Raw genomic sequence first — 24,273 nt, 5'->3', positions numbered from 1 at the left:
ATGGCATTTCCCGGAATCGAGACCCTCACCGAACTGATCCGGCCCCTCGCCGAGCGCCGGGGGATGGACATCGAGGAGGTGCGCACCGTCAAGGCGGGCAAGAAGTCCCAGGTGGTGGTGGCCCTCGATTCGGATACGCGCCCCACGCTCGACGAGCTCGAGGAGGTATCGAACGAGATCAGCGAGCTTTTCGACGCCCACGAGGCCGCCGGGGAGCTCAATTTCGGCGCCGGGTACACCCTGGAGGTGACGACCCCCGGCGTCGACCTGCCGTTGACGCAGCCGCGCCACTGGCGCCGGAACCGGGGCCGGAAGGTCAAGGTCGGCGAGGCGACCTACCGCGTCGGAGCCCTCGACGAGGAGGAACGCACCGTGGTGCTCATCGCACCTGCTTCCGGCGGGCCGATGGTGGAGCTTCGGGCGGTTTCCGATCTGGCCGGGGCGGTGGTAGAAGTTGAGTTCAGCAATCCGCCGGCCGGGGAGATCGAGCTGGCGGAGCAGTCGTTCGACGAGGCCGCCTCCGCGGCCTCCCGTGGAGAGGGAGAATAAGTGAATATCGACATGCGCGCGCTGCGCACCATCGAGGAGCAGCACGGCATCGGGGTACAGGACCTGCTCACCACCATCGCCGAGGCGCTCCTGCGCGCCTACCGTGTCAACCGCGAGGCGCCGGCGGCGGAGAACGAAAAGGCGCGGATCGACATCGACACCGAGACCGGCGATGTTGCGGTCCTGCTCAGTACCCTCGACGAAGACGGCGTGGTCGTTTCCGAAAAGGACGTCACGCCCGTGAACTTTTCCCGTATCGGAGCGGACGCGGTGCGAGACGCCATCCTGCGCCGCATGAGGCAGGAGGAAGCCGGGCGCGTCTTTTCCGCCTACTCCGGCTTCGAGGGGACGGTCGTCTCCGGGGTTGTCCAGCGTGATGTCACCGCGGAGTCGCGGGGCATCATCGTTGTCCAGCTCGGTACGGAGCAGGACCCGCAGGACGGCATTCTTCTGCCCGCCGAGCAGATCCCGGGCGAGCGCCTGAAGCACGGCGACCGCGTCAAGGCCTACGTGGTCGGTGTGAACAAGGGCGAGCGCAACGTCCAGGTCAACCTCTCGCGCACGCATCCCGAACTGGTGCGCGGCCTGTTCGCCCTCGAGGTCCCCGAGGTCGCCGACGGCGCCGTCGAGATCGTCTCCATCGCCCGGGAGGCGGGGCACCGTTCCAAGATCGCCGTGCGCGGCACCGTCAAGGGCATCAACGCCAAGGGTGCCTGCATCGGCCCGCGGGGGGCGCGCGTGTCCGAGGTGATGCGCGAGCTCGGCGGCGAGAAGATTGACATTATCAACTACTCCGAGGACCCGGCACAGTACGTCGGAAACTCGCTCGCGCCGTCCAAGGTCGTGCGCGTGGAGGTGCTCGACCGCGAGGCGCAGCAGGCGAAGGTAACGGTGCCGGATTACCAGCTTTCGCTCGCCATCGGCAAGGAAGGGCAGAACGCCCGCCTGGCGGCGCGGTTGACGGGGTGGAAGATCGACATCCACTCCGACGCCGCGGACTAGGGGCCGGGTAAGCTCCAGGGCGCCCGGGACGGGCGTCGATAAGCGTGCTGAGCGGGCAAGTACAAAAACACCGAAAAGTGGCGTAGAGTTTACTACGGCTTAAAACACGCTGACCACGTCGGCGTGGGTGATTCGAGCGGGGCGCCGCGAGGCGCTATCCGGGAAAGGACGGGGATGGATCCACGCGCACGGCGACGCGCCACCCCCGTCCGCACCCGGACCTGCATTGCCACCCGCCGCGCGGCGCACGACACGCAGCTTTTGCGTCTCGTCGCCGATCCCGCGGGGTCCGGGCGGGTCTTGGCGGACCCGACGCGCTCGCTGCCTGGCAGGGGCGCATGGATCACTCCGACGTGGGAGGCGTTCGAGCTGGCGGAGAAGCGGCGGGCGTTCGCCCGCGCGCTCCGCATGTCCGCCCCGGTGGACTTAGGTCATGTACGGACGTACCTCGCGGAACACGCGGGAGACCCACAAGAAGTAAGGAAGACCGAACACTGATGAGTACGCAACCATGAAGCAGCATCAGCGATGACAGTCATTGACAACGACTAGGGGTCAGTAGCCTTCACGGGCCGCTGTCACCTAGCAGAAACAACAAGGAGACACGTGCCCGGAAAGCTACGCGTTCACGAACTGGCAAAACAGCTCGGAGTAACAAGTAAGGAACTGCTCGCCACGCTCAAGGAGCAGGGCGAGTTTGTGAAGACGGCATCGTCCACCATCGAACCGCCGGTGGTGAAGAAGATGAGGGAGTTCTACGGAGAAAAGTCCGGACAGAGCTCCGCCGAAGGCAAGGGTCAAAAGCCGGCGCCGAAACCCGGTGCTGCCGCTCCCAAGTCTGGTGCGCCCAAGTCTGGTGCGCCCAAGCCTGGCGCGCCCAAGCCTGGCGCGCCCAAGCCTCGCGCCCCCAAGCCCGGTGCGCCGAAGCCTGGTGAACCCGAAGCCGGTGCACCTAAGCCCGGCACGCCGAAACCCGGCGCTGCTGCGGCCAAGCCTGGTGCGACCAAGCCTGGTGAACCCGAAGCCGGTGCACCTAAGCCCGGCACGCCGAAACCCGGCGCTGCTGCGGCCAAGCCTGGTGCGACCAAGCCTGGTGCGGCCAAGCCCGGCGCTCCGAAACCCGGTGCGCCGAAGCCCGGCGCCAAGACTGGCGCGCCCACCCCGGGTTCTATGCCGCGGCCGGTGCCGAAGCCCGGTGGCCGCCCGCGTGTGGCGAACAACCCGTTTTCCTCCAACACCGGTGGCCCCCGGCCCGCCCCCCGTCCCGGTGGCGCGGGTGGCGGCGGCCGTGGCCGCGGCCAGGGTGGCTCGCAGGGCGGGCCGCGCCCCGGCGGACAGGGGCAGCGTCCGGCCCCGCGCCCGGGGTCTGGTCGGCGACCGACGCCGGCTGATATGGCGCCGAACCCGGCTCAGATGCCTGCCAAGTCGGCGAATGCCGGCCGTGGCCGCGGTGGCCAGGGCGGCGGCCGTGGCCGTGGGCCGGGGGGACCCGGCCATGGCGGTGGTTTCCGGGGTCGCGGCGGCCGCCGCGGTGGGACCGCCGGCGCGTTCGGTCGTCCCGGCGGCGCTCCGGGGCGCGGGCGTAAGTCGAAGCGTCAGAAGCGCCACGAGTACGAGGAGATGCACGCACCGAACGTCGTCGGCGGCGTGCGGCTTCCCGACGGCGGCGGCAAGACCGTCCGGCTGCGCCAGGGCGCGACGCTGAGCGACTTCGCGGAGAAGATCGGCACCGAGGCGTCGAACCTGGTCCAGGCCCTGTTCAACCTCGGCGAGATGGTCACAGCGACGCAGTCCGTGCCGGAGGAGACCCTGCAGATCCTAGGCGCGGAGATCAACTACGAGGTCAAGATCGTCTCCCCGGAGGACGAGGATCGCGAGCTGCTCGAGTCCTTCGACCTTCAGTTCGGCGAGGACGAAGGCGGCGAGGAGGACCTGGAGTACCGCCCGCCGGTGGTCTCCGTCATGGGTCACGTCGACCACGGCAAGACCCGCCTGCTGGACTCGATCCGACGCGCGAACGTCGGTTCGGGCGAGGCCGGTGGTATCACCCAGGGCATCGGTGCGTACCAGACCACCGTCACGCTGGAGGACGAGTCGCGCCGGATCACGTTCCTGGATACCCCGGGCCACGAGGCGTTTACCGCCATGCGCGCCCGCGGTGCCAAGTCGACTGACCTGGCCATCCTGGTCGTGGCGGCGGACGACGGCGTCATGCCGCAGACCGTGGAGGCGATCAACCACGCCAAGGCGGCTGAGCTGCCGATCGTGGTCGCTGTGAACAAGGTAGATAAGCCGGAGGCCCAGCCGGACAAGATCCGCGGGCAGCTCACCGAGTACGGGCTCGTGCCCGAGGAGTACGGCGGCGACACCATGTTCATCGACATCTCGGCGAAGCAGGGCACTGGTATCGACGACCTGCTCGAGGCCGTCCTGCTCACCGCGGATGCGGCTCTGGACCTGCGCGCTAACCCCGACATGGACGCCCAGGGCATTGCTATCGAGTCGAACCTCGACCGTGGCCGCGGCCCAGTGTCCACGGTCATCGTGCAGCGCGGCACCCTGCGTGTCGGCGACTCGATCGTTGTCGGCGGCAACTACGGCCGCGTGCGCCGCATGGTCGACGAGTGGGGCAACGACGTCGAGGAGGCCGGGCCGTCGCGTCCGGTGCAGGTGCAGGGGCTGAACGGCGTGCCGGGCCCCGGCGATAACCTGCTCGTGGTCGAGGACGACCGCGTTGCCCGCCAGATCGCGGCGCAGCGCGATGCCCGCATGCGCTCCGCTCAGCAGGCGCGGACGAAGAAGCGCGTCTCCCTCGAGAACCTGGACCAGGCGCTCAAGGAGACCAGCCAGCTCAACCTCATCCTCAAGGGCGACAACGCCGGTTCGGTGGAAGCCCTCGAGGAGGCGCTGCTCAAGATCGAGGTCGACGACGAGGTCGAGGTCAACATCATCGACCGCGGTGTCGGTGCCGTGACCCAGACCAACGTGGTGCTCGCCGCGGCGTCCGACGCCGTGATCGTCGCCTTCAACGTGCGCGCCGAGGGCAAGGCGACCGAGGAAGCGAACAACGAGGGCGTGGAGATCCGCTACTACTCGGTGATCTACAAGGTCATCGAGGAGGTGGAGAGCGCGCTCAAGGGCATGCTCAAGCCGATCTACGAGGAGCGCGACCTCGGTACCGCGGAGATCCGCCAGATCTTCAAGGCGTCCGCGGTGGGCCTCATCGCCGGCTGCATGGTCACCGACGGCAAGGTGCGTCGCAATGCGAAGTGCCGCCTGGTGCGCGACGGCAACGTCATCACCCCGGACGCGACCATCGATTCGCTGCGCCGGGAGAAGGACGACGTCACCGAAGTGGACAAGGGCTACGAGTGCGGCATGGTGCTGTCCTACCCGGACATCCAGGTCGACGACGAGATCCAGGTCTACGAGACGGTCGAGGTGCCGCGCACCTAGGGGCGTCGAAAAGCGAAAAAGGCTCCGTCTCCTGCCGTGGGGGCGGGGCCTTTCGCCCGTTTCGGGAGGCGATTGGGCGCGCTGTAGGATGACGGGGAACCACATCCGCCCGTGTCATAAGGAGATGAGATGGCTGAGAACCCTCGTGCACAACGCCTGGCCAAGCGCATCCAGGAGATCGTCGCCCGGGCGATCGAGCGCCAGGTGAAGGACCGCCGCCTCGAGCTGGTGACCATCACCGACGTGCGGCTGACGGGCGACCTCCACGACGCCACCGTGTACTACACGGCGCGCGGGCGCGACATCAACGACGAACCCGACTACGCCCAGGCGGCCGAGGCTTTGCACAGGGCGCGCGGTCAGCTGCGCAAGGTCGTGGGCGACGAGCTCGGGGTGCGTTTTACCCCCACCCTCGCCTTCGAGCAGGACACCGTGCCCGAGGCCTCGGCGCGGATGGAGGAGCTGCTCAGCCGCGCCCGCGAGCGAGATGCGGAGCTGGCGAAGCTCCGGGAGAACGCCACCCCGGCCGGCGAGGGCAACCCGTACAAGACGACGGACATCTAGCGTGGCCACGCGAATGGAGGGGCTGCTCTTCCCGGAGCTCGAGGACGAGTTCGCCGACGTTGCGCGGGTGCTGGGCGGGGCGCGTTCGGTAGCCGTCGTGGGCCACATTAGGCCGGACGCGGACGCCGTCGGGTCCGCCTGCGGCCTGGCGGCCGGCCTGCGTTCCCTTGGGGTCCGCGCCGACGTGTTCATCGGGCAGCCCTTCGCGCACCAAAAAAACCTGGACTCCGTGCCCGGGGTAGGCGAGGTCAGCTATACGGACCGGCTGCCGGAGACGGACCTCGTGGTGACGGTGGACTGCGCGTCCGTGGACCGCACCGGGGCCTTCGCCGCGCAGATCCAGGCTGACCCGGCCCGGGTTGTCGTCATCGACCACCACGAGACGAACCGCGGGTTCGGGGGCCGCAACCTGATTGTCATCGGGGAGTCGACCACGATGCTGGTGCGCGAACTTTTCGTTCACCTGGGCGTGGTCGCCGATACCGCGATGGCGCATTGCCTCTACGCCGGGCTGGTCACGGACACCGGCAACTTCCGCTGGGGCACCCAGCGCATGCACCGCATGGCGGCGGAGCTGCTCGGCTACGGCCTGGACACCCGGGAGATTTCCCTGCGCCTCATGGACGCAATGAGCGCGCGGGACATGCTCCTGCTCGGCGGGGTGCTCGCGGGCATGGAGCGCCACGAAGCGCACGGCCGCCGGGTGTGCGTGTTCACGATCGGCGTGGACGCGCTCAAGGCGATGAGCCAGCAGGCCGTCGAGGCCGTGATTGACTACGCCCGCGTGATCGAGCGTTGCGACGTCGGAGTGGTGCTCAAGGAGCAAGCCCCCGGCTACTGGAGCGTGTCGCTGCGCTCGAGCACCGTCGACGTCTCGCGGGTGGCGCAAGCCCTCGGCGGCGGCGGGCACGTCCCGGCCGCCGGCCTGAGCGCCTCCGGCCCCCGCGCTGAGGTGGTGGGGCGGATTCTGAGGAAGATTTGATGAGCGGCGAGGTCAGCGCCCGCCGCATCCTCGCCCTCGCACTCCCAGCGCTGGGCGTGCTCGCCGCCAACCCCCTGTACCTGCTCTTGGACACCGCCGTAGTGGGCCGGCTGGGCACAGGCGAGCTGGCTGCTTTAGCGGCCGGCGCGGCGATCCAATCCACCGTGACCACCCAGCTGACGTTCTTGTCCTACGGCACGACGGCGCGGGCGTCGCGCCTCTACGGATCGGGCGACCGCGCCGGCGCCGTAGCCGAAGGCGTTCAGGCCTCGTGGGTGGCGTGCTTTGTCGGACTAGCGCTGGCGGTGCTGGTGGGCGTGTTCGCTCGCCCGCTCGCCCTGTTTCTCACCGACGACGCCGCCACCGCAGATGAGGCGGTGCCCTGGATGCGCGTGGCGGTAGTGAGCATTCCCCTGACCTTGCTCATCATGGCGGGAAACGGATGGCTGCGCGCGGTGCAGAACACGCGGCTGCCGCTTGTGCTCACGCTGTGCGGAGTCGCCCCCGGTGCGTTGCTCCTGCCGCCGCTTGTGGCCCGGTACGGCCTCGTCGGGTCCGCCGTGGCGAACGTGATCGGGGTGTCAATTACGGCCAGCCTCTTCCTGTGGGTGCTGGTGCGGGAGCACTCGGGGCCGTGGGGTCCGCGCTGGAGCATTATCCGCCGCCAGCTGGTCCTCGGTCGCGACCTCATCCTGCGCTCGCTGTCCTTCCAGGTCTCGCTGCTCGCGGCGGCCGCAGTGGCGGGCCGCTTCGGCGTGGCTGCGCTGGCCGCGCACCAGGTGCTGCTGCAGCTGTGGAACTTTCTCACCCTCGTGCTCGATTCTCTGGCCATTGCGGCCCAGACACTCACCGGCTCGGCGCTGGGGCAGGGCCAGGCCGCGCGGGCGCGGGAGGTAGGAACCCGGTGCGTCATCTTCTCTGTCCTTTTCGCCTGCGCCCTTGCCGGGGTGTTCGCTCTGTTCGGCGGTCCCATCCAGGCCATCTTCACCCAGGACGCCGCGGTGACGGGCGAACTCGGGGTGCCGTGGTGGCTTTTGATCACCATGATCGTGATCGGCGGCGTCGTCTTCGCGCTCGACGGCGTGCTGCTCGGAGCGGGGGACGCGGCTTTCCTGCGTACCCTGACTCTGGCGGCAGTGCTTGTGGGTGCCCTACCGCTCATCGGTGTGTCTTCTCTTGCCGGGTGGGGGCTGACGGGAATCTGGGCGGGCCAGCTGGTCGCGCTGCTCATCCGCTTCGGCGGGGTGGCCCACAGGTTTACGTCCATGAAGTGGGCGCGCGTCGGCGCCGCGTAGCTCCCGCTGTGGTAGGCATATATGGCATGACCACGACGTTGTGGGCCGTGGCGGATCTGCACGCCGCGGTAAAGGCGAACGGCCCCATGATCCGGCAGATCCAGCCGACGGACCCGTCGGACTGGCTGATCGTCGCCGGCGACGTGGCGGAGCGACTGGAGCTCATCGTCGACGTGCTGGCGGATCTGGCCCAGCGCTTCGACACCGTGATCTGGGCCCCGGGCAACCACGAGCTGTTCTCCCGTTCCTCCGACCGCTACCGGGGCCGCGAGAAGTACGCCGCGCTGGTCCAGGCCCTGCGCGAGGTTGGGGTGGTGACGCCGGAGGACCCGTACCCGGTGTTCCACGGGGTGACCATTGCGCCGCTGTTCACGCTCTACGACTACTCCTTCCGCGGCCCGAGCCTGACGGTGCAGGAGGCGGTGACGGCCGCGCGGGAGAAGAACATCATGATGACCGACGAGTTCGCCATCGCCCCCTTCGTGGACATCCGCGCCTGGTGCTGGGACCGGCTCGCCTACACCACCAAGCGCCTTTCGCGCATCGAGGGCCCCACGGTGCTGATCAACCACTGGCCGCTGGTGCAGGAGCCGGTGATGAAGATGCGGTGGTCCGAGATCGCCCTGTGGTGCGGCACCCGGCACACCCGCACCTGGGCCCGGCGCTACAACGCTCGCGCCGTGGTCTACGGCCACCTGCACATGCCCGGCGTCACGGTGATCGACGGGGTCGACCACATCGAGGTGTCCCTCGGCTACCCGCGCGAGTGGCAGAACTCCACACGCGCTACCCCTTGGCCCTACCCGGTCATGGAGGTGCGCCGGTGATGCAGGATCTCGACCTTTTCCCACCCCATGCGCGCTACGTGTACATCCGCACGGGCGACGGTCGGGACCTGACGAACTACCGGGAGCTGCACCCGGAGGAGCAGCGCCTCGTCAGCCAGGCCGTGGACCTGCGTAAAGGGGAGTTCGGGGACGCCCGCTGGTGCGCCCACCAGGCGCTTCGCGAGCTCGGCGTGGACACCGGCGAGGCCATCTTGCGCGGCGAGCGGGGGATGCCGCTGTGGCCGCAGGGCTACATCGGCTCCCTGACCCACACCGAGGGGTTCCGCGCGGCGGTCGCGGCGTCGACACGTCACGTCGTCTCCATCGGACTCGACGCCGAACCCGCGAAGCCGTTGCCGGAGGAAGTGGTGGGGGAGATCGCCAACGCCAGGGAACGGGTGCGCATCGACAGGCTCCGCGATTGCGGAATGGATTGGGCGGACCGCCTGACCTTCTGCGCGAAAGAGGCGACGTACAAGTGCTGGTTCCCCATGACTCGGCGCTGGCTGGGCTTTACCGAGGCGGAAATGGATATCCGCGTCGACGGCACCTTTTTGGCCTATCTTCTGGCGCGTCCCACTCCCGTGCCCTTCTTCGAGGGCAGGTGGGAAAAGCGGGGCGGGTACCTCATCGCCTCCGCGTTTGTCACCCGCTCGCTGCAGGCGAAATTCGCGCGCTAGCCGGGCGCTCGCTCTACAGCGTCGACGGCCGCGCCACGAAGACCGTGGCCAGCCGCGCGCCCTTCTCTTTCACCAGCGCCACCGCCCGGCCGTCGGGTCCGACGGCCGCGTGCACGCCGCTGAGGCCGCGGGGCTCGAGCCACTTTCCCATCGCCAGCGCCTCGTACTCCTCGCTCGTCACAGGCAGGACCGGCCACGAGCGCGACAGAGCCTCGTCGAGGGTGAGGCTCAAGGTGGGATGTTCATCGAGGTGGGGCAGCTTGTGGGCGTCGTCAAGCGAAAAGCTGCCAACTTTCTCGCGGCGCAGCGCCGTGAGGTGGCCGCCGACGCCGAGGTCAGAGCCGAGGTCGCGGGCCAGCGAGCGGATGTAGGTGCCGGACGAGCAGTGCACGCGCACGTCGACGTCGAGGTACGGCGCGGCGCGGCGGATGTCCAGAACCTCGAAGGTAAAGACGGTAACCGGGCGGGCGGGCAGGTCCACCTCGATGCCCTCGCGGGCGAGTTCGTGGGCGCGGCGGCCGCCGACCTTGACTGCCGAGACCCTTGCCGGCACCTGCATGATCTCCCCGGTCAGCCGGTCGACGGCCTCGCGCAGCGCGGAGTGGTCGAGGTCCGCGGCGAATGCCGTGGAGGTGACCTCGCCGTCAGCGTCGTCGGTCGTCGTGGCCGCGCCGAGGCGGATCGTCGCGGCATAGACCTTGTCGTGGGCGACGAGGTGGGCGAGCAGCTTCGTGCCGCGCTCGATCCCGGCGACGAGCACGCCGGTGGCCATCGGATCGAGGGTGCCGGCGTGGCCGACCTTGCGGGTGCCGAAGGCCCGTCGCAGGCGGGCGACGACGTCGTGGCTCGTCATGCCCGCCGGTTTGTCGACGACGACGATGCCGGAGGTGGCGAGCGGATCGGTTAGGGGATCGGTCATGGGCATTCAGTATGCCGTAGTCTGTCCTCCGTGGATATTTTGCGCGGACTGGACGAGGTGCCCGAAGGCTTCGGTCGGCCGGACGGCACGGTGGTCACCATCGGGGTCTTCGACGGCGTGCACAGGGGCCACCAGCTGCTCATTTCCCGCGCGGTGGAGGAGGCCCGCCGCCAGGACGTGCCGTGCGTGGTCATGACCTTCGAGCCGCACCCCGTGTCCATCTTTGCGCCCGATCGCGCTCCCGCCGCCCTGGTGAGCCTGGCCGAGCGCGCCCGGCTGATCGAGTCTCTCGGCGTGGATTACCTCCTCGTGATCGACTTCCGCAAGGAACTCGCCGGCGACAGCCCGCAGGATTACGTCAGCAACACGCTCTTGGGCCGCCTCAACGCCCGCCACGTCGTGGTGGGGGAGAACTTCACCTTCGGCCGCGACGCTGCGGGGAACGCGGAGACCATGGCGCAGCTCGGCCGCGAGCACCTTTTCGACGTCACCATCGTGGGCTTGCTTGACGACGGCGGCGCCCGCATCTGCTCCACCGCCATCCGCCGCGAGCTCGCCGAGGGCAACATCGACGTTGCTCGCGACTACATGGGCCGCCCCTTCGCGGTGACCGCCCCCGTCGAGCGCGGCGCGGGCCGCGGCGGCCGCGAGCTGGGCTACCCGACCGCCAACCAGTACGTCGAGGACATCACGGCGCTGCCCGCCGACGGCGTCTACGCCGGCTGGCTGACCATCCTCGGCGAGGAGCCGATCGACGGCGACATGGAGCCCGGCCTGCGCTACCCGGCGGCGATTTCCGTGGGCACCAACCCCACCTTCGGAGACAATCGCAGAAGCGTCGAGTCCTTTATCCTCGACCGGGAAGCGGACCTGTACGGACGCGTGGCCCGGGTGGAGTTCGTCGGCAAGGTCCGCGACATGCGCAAGTTCGATTCCGTCGAGGAGCTGCTCGACAACATGGCCCGCGACGTGGCCCGCACGCGCGACATTTTGCACATCAACGCCTAGCTGGAAGGAGCCATCAGTGGCCCGCAAAGTAATCCTCGACCTTGACACCGGTATCGACGACGCCCTCGCCCTCGCCTACGCGCTTGGCAGCGAGGAGCTCGATCTCATCGGCGTGACGGGCACCTACGGCAACGTCACCGTCGAGGACGGCGTGCGCAACAGCCTCGCCATCCTCGACCTGTTCGGCCGCACCGACGTGCCGGTCTTCGCCGGGCCCGGCCACGCGCGCGAGCGCGATTCGTTCGAGGTCCTCGAGATTTCTTCCTTTATCCACGGCACCAACGGGGTCGGGGAGGCACAGCTTGCCGACGCCACCCGGGCGCCCGAAACGACATCCGCCGTCGACTTCCTCGTCGAGTCCGTGGAGCGCTACGGCGACGACCTCGTCATCGTGCCCACCGGGCCCTCGACGACGATCGCCGCGGCGATCGAGGCATCGGAGACCTTCGCGCGCGAGGCTCACATCGTCATGATGGGCGGCGCGCTCACTGTGCCGGGCAACGTCTCGCCCTGGGCCGAGGCGAACGTCAACCAGGATCCCGAGGCCACCGACCTGCTCTTCCGCCGTGCCGCCGACGTCACCATGATCGGCCTCGACGTGACCCTGCAGACCCTGCTGACCACGTCCGAGACCGCACAGTGGGCGGCCCTGGGGACCCGCGGCGGCGACTTTTTGGCCGCGGCGACGAACTACTACATCAAGGCGTACGAGACCACGGCCCCCCACCTCGGCGGCTGCGGGCTGCACGACCCGCTGGCGGTGGCCGTGGCCATCGACCCGTCTTTGGTGACACTTCTGGATATCAACATGAAGACCGAGACCGAGGGAGCTACCCGGGGCCGCACCATCGGCGACGAGACCCGCCTGAACGAACCGGTGAAAACGGCGCACGTCGCGGTCGCCGTGGACACCGAGCGCTTCCTCGGCGAGTTCATGCGCCGGCTCACCGCCGTGGCCGCGGCCACCGACTAGCGCGGGGGATTTTGGGCCGCGGCGGGATTTTGTTACTCTGACCTTCTGGCTTCGGGCACGAAGGAAGAAGACTGCGGTTCGCAGCGGTCGCGCCCGGACGCTGATTCATGGCATGCGAACTGAAATAACCAAGGAGTAACTCATGGCGCTGACCACTGAGAAGAAGTCCGAGATCCTGAAGAACTACGGCCTGCACGAGACCGACACCGGCTCCCCGGAGGCCCAGGTCGCCCTGCTCACCGAGCGCATCAACGGCCTCACCGAGCACCTCAAGACCCACAAGCACGACCACCACTCCCGCCGCGGCCTGCTGCTGCTGGTCGGTCGCCGCCGTGGCCTGCTGAAGTACCTGCGCGAGAACAACGTCGAGCGCTACCGCGACCTGATCGCCCGCCTGGGCCTGCGCCGCTAGTTCGCGCCGCCCCGGCCGCCGCCCCTTGTCCACGCGACAAGCGGCGGCTTTTTCTTTGTCGCCGTGTGGCTGGCGTCGGCGCCCTGCTCAGCAATTCGGCGTTCCACCTGCTAGAATCGGGTGCCGTTGTGTGAAGACAGAAGACTATGGCGGCACCGATGATCGCCGGGATACCACAGAGAGGGACCCTTTGAGCACATTTACCCCGAAAAACACCTCCGACGTCTACGTAGACGAGGAGTACGGAACCACCGAGGCCGTCGCCGTCCTGGACAACGGCGACTTCGGCTCCCGCACCATCCGCTTCGAAACCGGGCAGCTCGCCCGCCAGGCAGGCGGCTCCGTGACCACCTACCTCGACGACGACACCATGATGCTGGCCACCACCACGGCCTCGAACAACCCCCGCGAGGGCTTCGACTTCTTCCCGCTCACCGTCGACGTCGAGGAGCGGATGTACGCCGCCGGGCGCATCCCCGGCTCCTTCTTCCGCCGCGAGGGCCGGCCCTCCACCGAGGCCATCTTGGCCTGCCGCCTCATCGACCGCCCGCTGCGCCCCACCTTCGTCAAGGGGCTGCGCAACGAGGTGCAGGTGATTATCACGGTGCTGTCGATGGACCCGCAGGAGTACTACGACGTGGTGGCCATCAACGGCGCCTCCGCCGCCACCCAGCTTTCCGGCCTGCCCGTTTCCGGGCCCGTCGGCGGCGTGCGCATGGCGCTCGTGGCCGACGACAAGCACCCGGCGGGCCAGTGGGTGGCCTTCCCGAACCACGCGCAGCACGAGCGCTGCCTGTTCGAGATGGTCGTCGCCGGTCGCATCGTCGAGCGCAAGGGAAAAAGCGATGTAGCGATCATGATGGTTGAGGCGGGCGCCGGGTCAAACGTCGCCAAGCAGGTTGCTCAGGGGGCCCCCGCGCCGACCGAGGCCACGGTGGCGCAGGGCCTCGAGGCGGCGAAGCCGTACATCCGGACCCTCTGCGAGGCGCAGGCCGGCCTGGCCGCGAAGGCCGCGAAGGAGGTGCAGGAGTTCGAGCTCTTCCCCGCCTACAGCGAGAAGGTGTACGAGGCGGTGGAGAAGAAGGCCGCGAAGAAGCTCGCGAAGCTGCTCACTATCACGGGCAAGCAGGAGCGTGACGACGCCACCAATGCGTACATGGAGGACATCGAGGGGGACTTGCTCGACGCCTTCGACATTGATGACGACGACGAAGACGAGGAGCGCGCGGCCGTGAAGGAGATCCGCGCCGCGTACAACGCCCTGATGAAGTCGATCGTGCGCGAGAAGATCCTCACCGAGGGCTTCCGCATCGACGGCCGTGGTGTCACCGACATTCGCGACCTCGAGGTCGAGGTCGAGCTCATTCCGCGGGCCCACGGCTCGGCGCTGTTCGAGCGCGGCGAGACCCAGATCCTCGGCGTGACCACGCTGGACATGCTGAAGATGGAGCAGACCGTCGACTCGCTGTCGCCGGAGACCTCCAAGCACTACATTCACCACTACAACTTCCCGCCGTATTCCACTGGCGAGACCGGCCGCGTCGGCTCCCCGAAGCGCCGCGAGATCGGTCACGGCGCGCTCGCCGAGCGTGCGCTGGTGCCGGTGATCCCCTCGAAGGAGGAGTTCCCCTACACCATCCGCCAGGTCTCCGAGGCGCTGAGCTCGAACGGGTCGACGTCGATGGGCTCGGTGTGCGCCTCGACGCTGTCGCTCTACAACGCCGGTGTGCCTCTGGCGGCCCCGGTGGCGGGCATCGCGATGGGCCTGGTCTCTGGCGAGGTCGACGGGGAGACCGAGTACGTCACCCTGACCGACATCCTCGGGGCCGAGGATGCCTTCGGCGACATGGACTTCAAGGTGGCGGGCACCCGGGAGTTCATCACCGCGCTGCAGCTTGACACCAAGCTCGACGGGATCCCCTCCGACGTGCTCGCCGCCGCCCTCGAACAGGCTCGTGACGCCCGTGAGGCGATCCTGGACACGATGGCGGAGGTCATCGACGGCCCGGACGAGATGAGTTCGCTGGCCCCGAAGATCACCACCATCAAGGTCCCGGTGGGCAAGATCGGCGAGGTGATCGGGCCGAAGGGCAAGACCATCAACCAGATCACCGACGAGACCGGGGCCGAGGTGTCCATCGAGGACGATGGCACGATCTACGTCTCCGCCGCCTCCGGAGAGGCTGCCGACAACGCGATTGAGCGCATCAACGGCATCGCCAACCCCCAGCTGCCGAAGGTGGGGGAGCGCTACCTCGGCACCGTGGTCAAGACCGTCGCCTTCGGCGCGTTCGTCTCCATCCTGCCGGGCACGGACGGGCTGATCCACATTTCGAAGCTCGGCGGGAACAGGCGCGTCGAGAACGTCGACGACGTGGTCACCGTCGGCGAGCGGATCGAGGTGGAAATCGCCGACATTGACAACCGCGGCAAGATCTCGCTCGTACCCGTCGAGGACCCTGCCGAGGACTAGGCCCGGCGGGGACCACCCCGCGGCCGCCTACCTCTGAATATCCACGACTACGCGCGGCGGATCCGCGAGCGTGTAGGCGTGGAAGGGGCGCTGCTGGTCGAGGCCGATGAAGTACTGCGTGTCGGCCTCGAACACGCCGCCGTGGGTGACGCCCTGAACGGACTCGGCCGCGATGTTCATCGGGCCGACCGAGTTGAGCTCCTCGCGGGGGCTGAGCATACCCATGGGCGTGCCCTGGATCATGACTTCGAGGTAGGCGGTTCCGGCGACCTCGATCGGGTAACCCGACGCCTGCTGCAGCGGCTGGGCGGTGTAGTCCGCGATAAACCCGGGCGCACCCGCTCCGGAGTACTCGAAGACGACGCGGTCGAAGCCGTCGTGCGCGGCAGCCCGCACGTCCGCGATAACGAGCTCGGCCGCCGGGGAGGGAGCCTGCTGGGCGCGGTCCAGGCTGAACTCGCCCGGGGTGTCGGCCTCCTCGGCCGTCGCCGCGAGGTGCGAGGGCGCCTCAGGGGTTGCCGTCGTCGTTTCGGTGGTGGGAGCGGCGGTAGTGGAGGCTGTCGTGGTGGCGGTCGTCACCGTCGTGTCCTGGGCGTCCTCTGCCGCGGGGGCGCACGCCCCGAGGCCGACCGCTGCGGCAAGCGCCGACGCGACGAGGGGAGCACGGGTCCGGTCGTTGTGTTTCATACGTCTTACTGTAACGGGGCGTGTGGCGGGCAGGGCTGAAGTTCCGAGCACCGTAAGGCAATCGTGACCGGGCGCGGGCCAACGCCGTAGAGTGGCCGCAGAGAATGCACGCACACGAGGAAGGGAGCGCCGCTATGGCTATCAAGGTTGGAGTATTGGGAGCGAAGGGCCGTGTCGGTTCGGCCGTCGTGGCCGGCGTGAAGGAGGCCGAGGGCCTGGAGCTCGTCGCCGAGGTCGACCACGGCGACCCCCTCTCCCAGTTGACGGACAACGGCGCGGAGGTCGTCGTGGACTTCACGACGCCGGCGGCCGTCATGGATAACCTGCAGTTCTGCATCAGCCACGGCATCCACTGCGTCGTGGGCACGACGGGCTTCGACGACGGCCGCTACGAGCAGGTGCGGGCCTGGCTGGAGGAGAACCCGAACGTCGGCGTCCTCATCGCCCCCAACTTCGCCATCTCCGCCGTCCTCACGATGGCGTTTGCCCGCCAGGCAGCGCCGTACTTCGAGTCCGCCGAGGTGGTGGAGTACCACCATCCGAACAAGCTCGACGCGCCTTCGGGCACGGCGACGAAGACGGCGCAGGGGATCGCCGAAGCGCGCCGCGAGGCGCGCATGGGCGCTGTCCCGGACGCCACTGAGCAGTCGCTCGATGGGGCACGCGGCGCCGACGTCGACGGGGTGAAGGTGCACGCGGTCCGGATGACCGGCATGGTCGCCCACGAGGAGGTCATCTTCGGCACCCGCGACCAGTCCCTGACCATCCGCCAGGACTCCTACGGGCGGGAGTCCTTCGTGCCCGGGGTGCTCGAGGGGGTGCACAAAGTGGCGGACAACCCGGGTTTGACCGTGGGGCTGGATAAGTACCTGGGGCTGTAGGGCATGGCGGTCGCATCGAACCTGGACGTCCAGCTTGTTGCCGCGACGCGGTTTACGCCCCCGACCGGAGTGGAGTGGGAGCCGGACCCGGCGGCAAGCCCCGCTGAGTCGGTCGTCGAGTTCGCGGGCCGAGCCTGCTACGAGACGTTCGACCGCCCCAACCCGCACACCGCGGCGAACGATTCTTACCTGCACCACGTCATCGAGGTGGGCCACGACGCGCTGCTTGAGCATGCCACGGCCACCCTCTACGTCCGTGGCCTCTCCCGCGCTGCGGGTAACGAGCTGCTACGGCACCGCCACCTGTCGTTTTCTCAGCTGAGCCAGCGCTACGTGCCCGCGGGCCAAAGTGAGGTCGTGGTCCCTGTGGCGATTGCAGAGGACCCAGAGCTGCGCGAGCTCTTCGTGCGCGCGGTGGACGATTCGCGCTTTGTCTACGACGAGCTGCTGCGCGCGCTCGAGGAGGACACGGCGGCGGAACCCAACGCCTTGCTGCGGCGGAAGAAGGCCCGGCAGGCGGCGCGGGCGATCTTGCCGAACGCGACCGAGACGCGCTTCGTGGTCACCGGCAACTACAGGGCGTGGCGCGAGTTCATCGCGGCGCGCGCCTCCGAGCACGCGGACGCCGAAATTCGCGCGCTCGCGCTGGCCTGCCTCGACCTGCTCCGCGGTACGGCGCCTTCGCTTTTCGACGACTTCCTCGTCAGCGAGCTCGCCGACGGCACGAAGATGGCCACGAGCCCGTACATCCAGTAGAGGGCTCCCCATAGAGGAGCTTCGGCACGGCAGTGGCGCGGCTGCCGGAGGGAGCGGGTAACCTAGTCGGCTATGGGCATTTCAACGAAAGCCAGCACCGGTGCTGACATCTTCGGCGTCGTCTCCGTCGCCATGGTCACCCCCTTCGATGCGCAGGGAGAGCTCGACCTCGACACGGGCCGGAAGCTGGCCGCCCACCTCGTCGACAACGGGGTCGACTCCCTTGTCCTCGCCGGGACCACGGGCGAGTCGCCGACGACGTCCCCGGAGGAAAAGATCGCGCTGCTGAAGGCCGTGCGCGAGGAGGTCGGAGACCGCGCCACCTTGATCGCTGGTGCGGGCACCAACGACACCCGCACCTCGGTGCAGCTGGCGGTGGCCTCCAAGGAGGCTGGCGCCGACGCGCTCCTCGTGGTCACGCCGTACTATTCCAAGCCGTCCCAGGCGGGGATCGTTGCCCACTACCGCGAGGTCGCGGGGGCGACGGATCTGCCGATCTGCCTCTACGACATCCCGGGACGCACGGGCCTCGCGCTGGACGAGGCGACTATCCGCGAACTCGCGACGATTCCCACGATCCAGGGGCTGAAGGACGCGAAGGGCAACTTCTTCCAAGCGGCCCCCCTCATTCGTGAGACGGAACTCGCCTGGTATTCTGGCGACGATCCTCTCACTTTGCCGTGGCTTTCCGTCGGCGCGACCGGTGTCATCTCAGTGATCGGACACGCCGCCCCGCGTCATTTGCGAGAAATGATAACAAGCTTCGAGGAAGGCGACCTCGCCCGCGCGCGGGAAATCAACGCCACAACCATCGACGTGCTGGCTCGTCAGCAGGCACTTCTCGGTGGTGCAACTTTTGCAAAGGCTGCTCTGCGCTTGCAGGGCATTGACGTAGGAGACCCCCGCCTGCCGGTCGCGCCCGCGACTAAGCAGCAGGTGGAGGGCCTCCGCACTGACATGGAAAAGGCTGGAGTCCTCTAAGTATGAACGAACCCCGTAACCGGACGCGTAAGGTTACCCGCAAGGCTGGGCCGCCGGAGCCCGCTGATCAGCAGCCGGTGTTCCAGGCGCCGGACAGCCAACCCGCACACGAAACCGCCGACGATAACGGTGGGGACAACGGAAGCGGCTCCGGCAAGGGGAAGTCCGGCTCCAACGGCAACTCGGGGGGTAACGGCAACCGCTCGCGCAACCGTCGCGGCCGGGGCCGCGGCCGTGGCGGCAACGGCGGCGGGCGCCGCAACCCGGTGAAGTCGATGCAGGGGGCGGACTTGACCAAGCGCCTCCCGGCGCCGCCCAAGGCGCCGCAGAACGGGCTGCGTATCTACGCGCTCGGCGGTATCTCTGAAATCGGCCGCAACATGACCGTCTTCGAATACAACGGCAGGCTTCTCATCGTCGATTGCGGCGTGCTCTTCCCGAATTCGAGCGAGCCCGGCGTTGACCTGGTTCTGCCGGATTTCGGGCCGATCGAAAACCGCTTGGACAAGGTCGAGGCCCTGGTGGTCACGCACGGCCACGAAGACCACATCGGCGCGATCCCGTGGCTGCTGAAGCTGCGCCCGGACATCCCGATCTACTCCTCGCGCTTTACCAACGCCCTGATTTCGGCGAAGACGCAGGAGCACCGGCAGAAGCCGAAGCTGCACGAGGTGAACAAGGATTCCGACATCACTGTCGGGCCCTTCCACGTCCGCTTCTGGCACGTCAACCACTCCATCCCGGAGTGCCTTGGCGTTTCCATCAAGACGGGCGCCGGGCACGTCGTCATGACGGGCGACATCAAGCTCGACCAGACGCCTTACGACGGCAAGCCCACCGACCTCCCTGCTTTGTCGCGCTTCGGCGACGAGGGGATCGATCTGTTCATGTGCGACTCCACGAACGCCACCGTGCCGGGCATCTCGGTGTCCGAGGCCGGCATCGAGCAGACCCTGACGCGCCTGGTGGCGGGCGCGAAGCAGCGCGTGATCATCGCCTCGTTCGCGTCGAACGTCTCGCGCGTGCAGATGGCCATCAACGCGGCGGTCGCCAACGGCCGCAAGGTCGCGTTCAACGGCCGCTCGATGATCCGCAACATGGAGATCGCGGAAAAGATGAGCCTGCTGAAGGCGCCGAAGGGCACGATCGTTCCTATCGAGGAGGCGGCGAAGATGGCGCCGCACAAGGTGGCGCTCATCACTACCGGCACCCAGGGCGAGCCGATGGCGGCGCTGTCGCGCATGTCGCGGCGCGAGCACCGTCAGATCACGGTACGCGACGGTGACCTGATCATTTTGTCCTCCTCGCTGATTCCGGGCAACGAGGAAGCAGTGTTCGCGGTGACGAACAACCTGGCCCAGATCGGTGCCGAGGTGGTTACGAGCGCCGAGGCGCACGTGCACGCCTCCGGACACGGCTACGCCGGCGAGCTGCTTTTCCTGTACAACGCGGCGCGCCCGAAAAACGCCATGCCGGTGCACGGCGAGTGGCGCCACATGCGCGCGAACAAGGAACTTGCAATCTCCACCGGCGTCAAGCCGGAGAACACGGCGCTGGCGCAGAACGGCGTGGTCGTCGACCTGGTGAAGGGCAAGATCAACGTCGTCGGCCAGTACCAGGTGGGCCAGCTCTACGTGGACGGCGTGACCATGGGAGACGTCGACCCGGACGTGCTCGCGGACCGCACGAGCCTCGCCTCGGGCGGCGTCGTCTCGATCACCTGCGTGATCGACGACCGCACAGGCCGACTCCTGGAGACCCCGCGCGTGTCCACCACCGGCTTTTCCGAGGACGACCGCGACTTCAACAAGAAGGTCGTCGAGGGCGTGGAGTCCGTCATGGGCGACCTCGCCGCGGAGGGAGAAAACGACCCGTACCGCATGGTGCAGCAGCTGCGCCGCAAGGTCTCCCGTGCGATCGAGCAGAAGTACAAGCGCGAGCCGGTGATCCTGCCGACGGTCGTGCCGATGGCCGCGGACACGGCCCCCGTCGACGACGAGGACGTCGAGGCGACCCGCGAGTCGCTGTAACACGACGCTTCCTGGGCCCCAGCGTATGCTGGGGCCCATGTCTTTCGCCGCCACCGAACGTGACCGCCTCGCGCAGCTGCTTATCGACGTCGGACCCGACGCCCCGACCCTGTGCGAGGGTTGGAACACGCGCGACCTCGCAGCTCACCTCTACATCCGCGAAAACCGATTCCCCGCGGCGTTGGGGATTTTCCTGTCGCCGCTGAGCGGGACCCTGGAGAAGGAGACAGCCCGGCAAAAGGAACGCGATTACGTCGAGCTCGTGCGCGAGTGGGCGGCGGGGCCACCCGCTCTGCTGCGCCCCGTGGACAAGCGGTTCAACACGGCGGAGCACTTTATCCACCATGAGGACGTGCGACGCGGGGACGGCCAGGCGGGTCCGAGGCAGTTCGGTCAGGGCGTCGAAAAGCAATTGCTGGGTGCGGCAGCCGCGATGGGTCGGATGACTCTGCGGGGAGCTGCGGCGCCGGTGATTCTGACGCCTCCGACGCTGCCGCCTGAGACGGTGGGGGGTGCCCGCGGTGTCGCGCGGCGCGGCGACGACGTGGTGCGAGTGTTCGGCGAACCCGGCGAGCTGCTGATGTGGATGAGCGGGCGAGCGCGGGTTGAGGTGCGCGTCGAGGGGCCCGCGAATCTCGTCGACGAGGTCCACGTCAAGCTCGGAGTCTAGACGCGCCGCGCTGGTGTGGCGTGAGTGGATATCGGGGCGGAAGGTACTAGAGTTACAAGCATGTCTGCCAGAAACTCCGCACACCGCACCTCGGGCCGCCCGCCGGCGGGCCCGCACGGCCAGAGCCGCTCGAACCGCCCGGCCGCCACGCGGAACGGCGGTCCCTCCTCGATGACGTACGCGCCGACATCCACCATGGTGGCGGCCGATACCTCCGGGGAGCGGGTGGGCTCGGCCTACCGCGCCGTGGGCAGCACCCTGGGGGCCGCTGCCCGCGGCACCGCGCGCGGGGTGCGCTCGGTGGCGGGGAGGTTCGGCGGGTCCAAGCGGCGCGGTGGCGACGAGGAACCGGGCGATCTCGATGACTTTTTTGAGGAGGACGTGAGCACGCGGCAAAGCAGCAGCGCACGCAACGACGAGGAGGCAGAGCGCGCGGAGGACGCGCCCCCCGGGGGTGAGAAGGCGGACCTGTGGGGGCTTGTCCTCATCGGCCTAGCGGCCGTGATCGGGGCTTCCGTGTGGTTCGACATCGCGGGACCGATTGGCCGCGTCATCTCGGAGGGCGTGCACTGGGTCATTGGCGCGGGCGCGCTCATTTTGCCCGTCGCGCTCGTCGCGGCTGCCGTGGCGCTGATGCTGGACGTCCGGCGCGACGCCGCTGTGCGAACGCGGGTAGGCCTAGGAATCGGCATCATCACGCTCGGCATGCTCGGTCTCGTGCACGTGCTCGCTGGGACCCCTGCCGAGTGGGAGGGGCGAAAAATAGCCGGCGGGGCGCTGGGCACTGTGTTCGGCGGCGGGCTGGCGGCCGGGTTTTCCTCCTACGTCGCGGTGCCGCTTCTGGCGCTGGTGATTATTTTCGGCGCGCTGAAGACAACAGGCATCACGGTGCGCGAGGCCTACGACCACCTCGTGGCGGCGCTACGCTCGACCTTCGGCTCTGGTGAGACCCCAGATCCGGAGGAGGACAGCGACCCGTACGCGGACGTGGACAAGGACCTCGACCGTATCGCCTCGGGGCGCCCGCGGACGCGCCCGCGCCCAGCACCGGGCCTCAGCCCGATGGCTAACTACCCGGCGGGGGAGGGGGAGTCCACTCGGGTTGTACGGACAAAGCGCGACCGCCGCGCCAGCCTGTTCGGTGATACCGACGCTCGCGAGCAGGCCCCCGAGGCGCAGCGTCCGCAGCAGCCGGAGGAGACTAAGGTCGTGGAGCGCCCCGAACCGGCCCCGAGCAACGAACCGGTTTCCCCGGACGGCGCCGATCGCACCGCCACCGTGGGCCGGGACGCGGAGGACGCCGTGAGCCAGTCGCGGGAGGCTATGCGCCAGGCGATTATCGCCCGCAGTGGCATTGACGCCGCCGCGGTGCCCGCCTCGACGCCGAAGTCGGAGCTGGACAAGCCGGCGCAAGCGCCGGCTCAGCGCCAACCCGAGAACCCCTCGGACTACGACATCCCCTCCACGGAACTGCTTGTCGCGGGCGAGGCACCCAAGACGCGCACCGAGGCGAACGACCGGATGATCGAGGCCATCACCGAGGTCTTTGAGGAGTTCAGGGTCGACGCCCAGGTGACCGGCTTCTCCCGCGGCCCGACAGTGACGCGTTACGAGGTCGAACTCGGCCCGGGCGTGAAAGTGTCGAAGATCACGAACCTGCAGTCCAACTTGGCCTACGCCGTGGCCACCGACAACGTCCGCCTGCTCACCCCAATTCCGGGCAAGTCCGCCGTGGGTATCGAGGTGCCCAACATGGATCGCGAGATGGTGCGGCTGCGCGATGTCCTCGACGCCCCCGCAGTCGCCACGGACCACGACCCGATGTTGATCGGCCTGGGCAAGGACATCGAGGGCGAGTTCATCGCCTCAAGCGTGCAAAAGATGCCGCACCTGCTCGTCGCCGGCTCGACCGGCTCGGGTAAGTCCGCCTTCGTCAACTCGCTGCTCATCTCCCTTCTCACGCGGGCGACGCCGGAAGAGGTGCGCCTCATCCTCATCGACCCGAAGATGGTGGAGCTGACCCCCTACGAGGGCATTCCGCACTTGATCACGCCGATCATCACGCAGCCGAAGAAGGCGGCGGCGGCGCTGCAGTGGCTCGTGGAGGAGATGGAGCAGCGCTACATGGACATGAAGTCCGCGCGAGTGCGCCACATCAAGGATTTCAACCGCAAGGTCCGTTCCGGTCAGCTGCAGGCTCCCCCCGGCTCGGAGCGGGAAATGCGCGCGTACCCGTTCATCGTCTGTGTCGTCGACGAGCTCGCCGACCTGATGATGACGGCGCCGAAGGAGATCGAGGACTCGATCGTGCGCATCACGCAGAAGGCGCGCGCAGCAGGCATTCACCTCGTTTTGGCCACCCAGCGTCCGTCGGTGGACGTGGTGACCGGGCTGATCAAGACGAACGTGCCGTCGCGCCTCGCCTTCGCCACGTCCTCGCTGACGGATTCGCGCGTCATCCTCGACCAAGCGGGCGCCGAGAAGCTCATCGGCATGGGCGACGGCCTGTTCATCCCGCAGGGGGCGGGCAAGCCTCAGCGCCTGCAGGGGGCCTTCGTCACCGACGAGGAGATTCAGGCGGTCGTCGAAGCTGCCAAGGCCCAGGAAGAGCCGGAGTACATCGAGGGCGTGACCGAGGAGAAGGCCTCCGAGAGCAAGGTCATCGACGATGACATCGGCAAGGACATGGACGATCTGCTCGAGGCCGTCGAGCTGGTGGTTACCTCGCAGCTCGGGTCCACGTCCATGCTCCAGCGCAAGCTGCGTATCGGCTTTGCCAAAGCCGGCCGGCTCATGGACCTCATGGAAACGCGCGGCGTGGTTGGCCCTTCCGAGGGGTCGAAGGCCCGCGAGGTCCTGGTTAAGCCGGAGGAGCTGGACACGATCATCTGGATGATCAAGTGCGCCGACCCAGCGGAGGCGCCGAAGGAAGCGGACGCGGCCGCACCCTCCGGCGACAGCCCCCGCGTGGTCGACGCCGGCGACAACCCGACGGGCGGCGCTTTCTAGCGGCCACAGTGCTACCGGGTTACCCGAGCGGCACAAAAGGCGTCGTCACGCTGGCCGTTTCGGGTCAGCGGGCGCATTGTCGTGCGTGTGCTGTATGCTTGCACTCGCATTGGAGGGGA

The 24,273-nt window shown here is 68.2% G+C and carries 21 protein-coding genes; 19 read left to right on the top strand and 2 right to left on the bottom strand.

The genetic code is table 11. The features are described from left to right. The 9 genes from rimP to CAURIS_RS06940 all read left to right on the top strand — a co-directional run bounded on the left by rimP (position 1) and on the right by CAURIS_RS06940 (position 9,355). Positions 1-549 carry a ribosome maturation factor RimP gene (gene rimP, locus CAURIS_RS06980; RefSeq protein WP_290341254.1) on the top strand — a complete coding sequence of 183 codons (549 nt, stop codon included), beginning with the start codon at positions 1-3 and terminating at the stop codon, positions 547-549. Beyond that, on the top strand, positions 550-1,551 hold the full coding sequence (gene nusA / locus CAURIS_RS06975) for a transcription termination factor NusA (RefSeq protein ID WP_290341252.1): 1,002 nt from the start codon (positions 550-552) through the stop codon (positions 1,549-1,551). 174 nt (positions 1,552-1,725) lie between these two features. Then, the gene (locus CAURIS_RS06970; RefSeq protein WP_290341249.1) at positions 1,726-2,049 is read left to right on the top strand and encodes a YlxR family protein; all 324 of its coding nucleotides are present in this window, start codon (positions 1,726-1,728) and stop codon (positions 2,047-2,049) included. Between the two features lie 108 nt (positions 2,050-2,157). After that, positions 2,158-5,007 (top strand): translation initiation factor IF-2, encoded by a 2,850-nt coding sequence (infB, locus tag CAURIS_RS06965; protein WP_290341247.1) that lies wholly within the window; start codon positions 2,158-2,160, stop codon positions 5,005-5,007. 129 nt (positions 5,008-5,136) lie between these two features. Next, positions 5,137-5,571, top strand: coding sequence for a 30S ribosome-binding factor RbfA (rbfA, locus tag CAURIS_RS06960; RefSeq protein WP_290341245.1), 435 nt, complete (start codon positions 5,137-5,139; stop codon positions 5,569-5,571). A gap of 1 nt (position 5,572) precedes the next feature. Beyond that, on the top strand, positions 5,573-6,553 hold the full coding sequence (locus tag CAURIS_RS06955; RefSeq protein ID WP_290341244.1) for a DHH family phosphoesterase: 981 nt from the start codon (positions 5,573-5,575) through the stop codon (positions 6,551-6,553). Then, positions 6,553-7,848: an MATE family efflux transporter gene (locus tag CAURIS_RS06950; protein WP_290341242.1), complete on the top strand. Its 1,296-nt coding sequence runs from the start codon at positions 6,553-6,555 to the stop codon at positions 7,846-7,848. Before CAURIS_RS06955 ends, CAURIS_RS06950 begins: the two co-directional genes overlap by 1 nt. A gap of 26 nt (positions 7,849-7,874) precedes the next feature. Then, positions 7,875-8,675: a metallophosphoesterase family protein gene (locus tag CAURIS_RS06945; RefSeq protein ID WP_290341240.1), complete on the top strand. Its 801-nt coding sequence runs from the start codon at positions 7,875-7,877 to the stop codon at positions 8,673-8,675. Beyond that, the gene (locus CAURIS_RS06940) at positions 8,675-9,355 is read left to right on the top strand and encodes a 4'-phosphopantetheinyl transferase family protein (protein WP_290341238.1); all 681 of its coding nucleotides are present in this window, start codon (positions 8,675-8,677) and stop codon (positions 9,353-9,355) included. The genes CAURIS_RS06945 and CAURIS_RS06940 overlap by 1 nt, the downstream gene beginning before the upstream one ends. Positions 9,356-9,368: 13 nt before the next feature. Here CAURIS_RS06940 and truB read toward each other — a convergent pair whose 3' ends face one another. Then, entirely contained in the window at positions 9,369-10,274 is a 906-nt protein-coding gene (gene truB / locus CAURIS_RS06935) for a tRNA pseudouridine(55) synthase TruB (RefSeq protein ID WP_290341236.1), read from the bottom strand. A 30-nt stretch (positions 10,275-10,304) separates the two neighbouring features. Between truB and CAURIS_RS06930 the strand changes: the two genes are divergently transcribed. The 4 genes from CAURIS_RS06930 to CAURIS_RS06915 all read left to right on the top strand — a co-directional run bounded on the left by CAURIS_RS06930 (position 10,305) and on the right by CAURIS_RS06915 (position 15,140). Continuing rightward, on the top strand, positions 10,305-11,282 hold the full coding sequence (locus CAURIS_RS06930; protein ID WP_290341234.1) for a bifunctional riboflavin kinase/FAD synthetase: 978 nt from the start codon (positions 10,305-10,307) through the stop codon (positions 11,280-11,282). A gap of 16 nt (positions 11,283-11,298) precedes the next feature. Next, positions 11,299-12,255, top strand: coding sequence for a nucleoside hydrolase (locus CAURIS_RS06925; protein ID WP_290341231.1), 957 nt, complete (start codon positions 11,299-11,301; stop codon positions 12,253-12,255). A 142-nt stretch (positions 12,256-12,397) separates the two neighbouring features. Beyond that, entirely contained in the window at positions 12,398-12,667 is a 270-nt protein-coding gene (rpsO, locus tag CAURIS_RS06920; RefSeq protein WP_290341228.1) for a 30S ribosomal protein S15, read from the top strand. A 190-nt stretch (positions 12,668-12,857) separates the two neighbouring features. Beyond that, positions 12,858-15,140: a polyribonucleotide nucleotidyltransferase gene (locus tag CAURIS_RS06915; RefSeq protein ID WP_290343346.1), complete on the top strand. Its 2,283-nt coding sequence runs from the start codon at positions 12,858-12,860 to the stop codon at positions 15,138-15,140. Between the two features lie 27 nt (positions 15,141-15,167). Here CAURIS_RS06915 and CAURIS_RS06910 read toward each other — a convergent pair whose 3' ends face one another. Continuing rightward, positions 15,168-15,827, bottom strand: coding sequence for an AMIN-like domain-containing (lipo)protein (locus CAURIS_RS06910; RefSeq protein WP_290341226.1), 660 nt, complete (start codon positions 15,825-15,827; stop codon positions 15,168-15,170). 134 nt (positions 15,828-15,961) lie between these two features. Here CAURIS_RS06910 and dapB point away from each other — a divergent pair, with 134 nt between their 5' ends. The 6 genes from dapB to CAURIS_RS06880 all read left to right on the top strand — a co-directional run bounded on the left by dapB (position 15,962) and on the right by CAURIS_RS06880 (position 24,154). Then, positions 15,962-16,708 (top strand): 4-hydroxy-tetrahydrodipicolinate reductase, encoded by a 747-nt coding sequence (dapB, locus tag CAURIS_RS06905; protein WP_290341224.1) that lies wholly within the window; start codon positions 15,962-15,964, stop codon positions 16,706-16,708. 3 nt (positions 16,709-16,711) lie between these two features. After that, positions 16,712-17,464, top strand: coding sequence for an FAD-dependent thymidylate synthase (gene thyX / locus CAURIS_RS06900; protein WP_290341222.1), 753 nt, complete (start codon positions 16,712-16,714; stop codon positions 17,462-17,464). A gap of 72 nt (positions 17,465-17,536) precedes the next feature. Beyond that, positions 17,537-18,445 (top strand): 4-hydroxy-tetrahydrodipicolinate synthase, encoded by a 909-nt coding sequence (gene dapA, locus CAURIS_RS06895; RefSeq protein WP_290341220.1) that lies wholly within the window; start codon positions 17,537-17,539, stop codon positions 18,443-18,445. Between the two features lie 2 nt (positions 18,446-18,447). Further along, on the top strand, positions 18,448-20,475 hold the full coding sequence (locus CAURIS_RS06890) for a ribonuclease J (RefSeq protein ID WP_290341218.1): 2,028 nt from the start codon (positions 18,448-18,450) through the stop codon (positions 20,473-20,475). Between the two features lie 37 nt (positions 20,476-20,512). Next, on the top strand, positions 20,513-21,145 hold the full coding sequence (locus tag CAURIS_RS06885) for a TIGR03085 family metal-binding protein (RefSeq protein WP_290341216.1): 633 nt from the start codon (positions 20,513-20,515) through the stop codon (positions 21,143-21,145). 60 nt (positions 21,146-21,205) lie between these two features. Next, entirely contained in the window at positions 21,206-24,154 is a 2,949-nt protein-coding gene (locus CAURIS_RS06880; protein ID WP_290341214.1) for a DNA translocase FtsK, read from the top strand. Positions 24,155-24,273 lie beyond the last annotated feature (119 nt).

The organism is Corynebacterium auris, assembly GCF_030408575.1.
GTDB lineage: Bacteria > Actinomycetota > Actinomycetes > Mycobacteriales > Mycobacteriaceae > Corynebacterium > Corynebacterium auris.
Note: the sequence above shows the minus strand (reverse complement) of the source record. Positions and strands in the feature narration are given on the sequence as shown.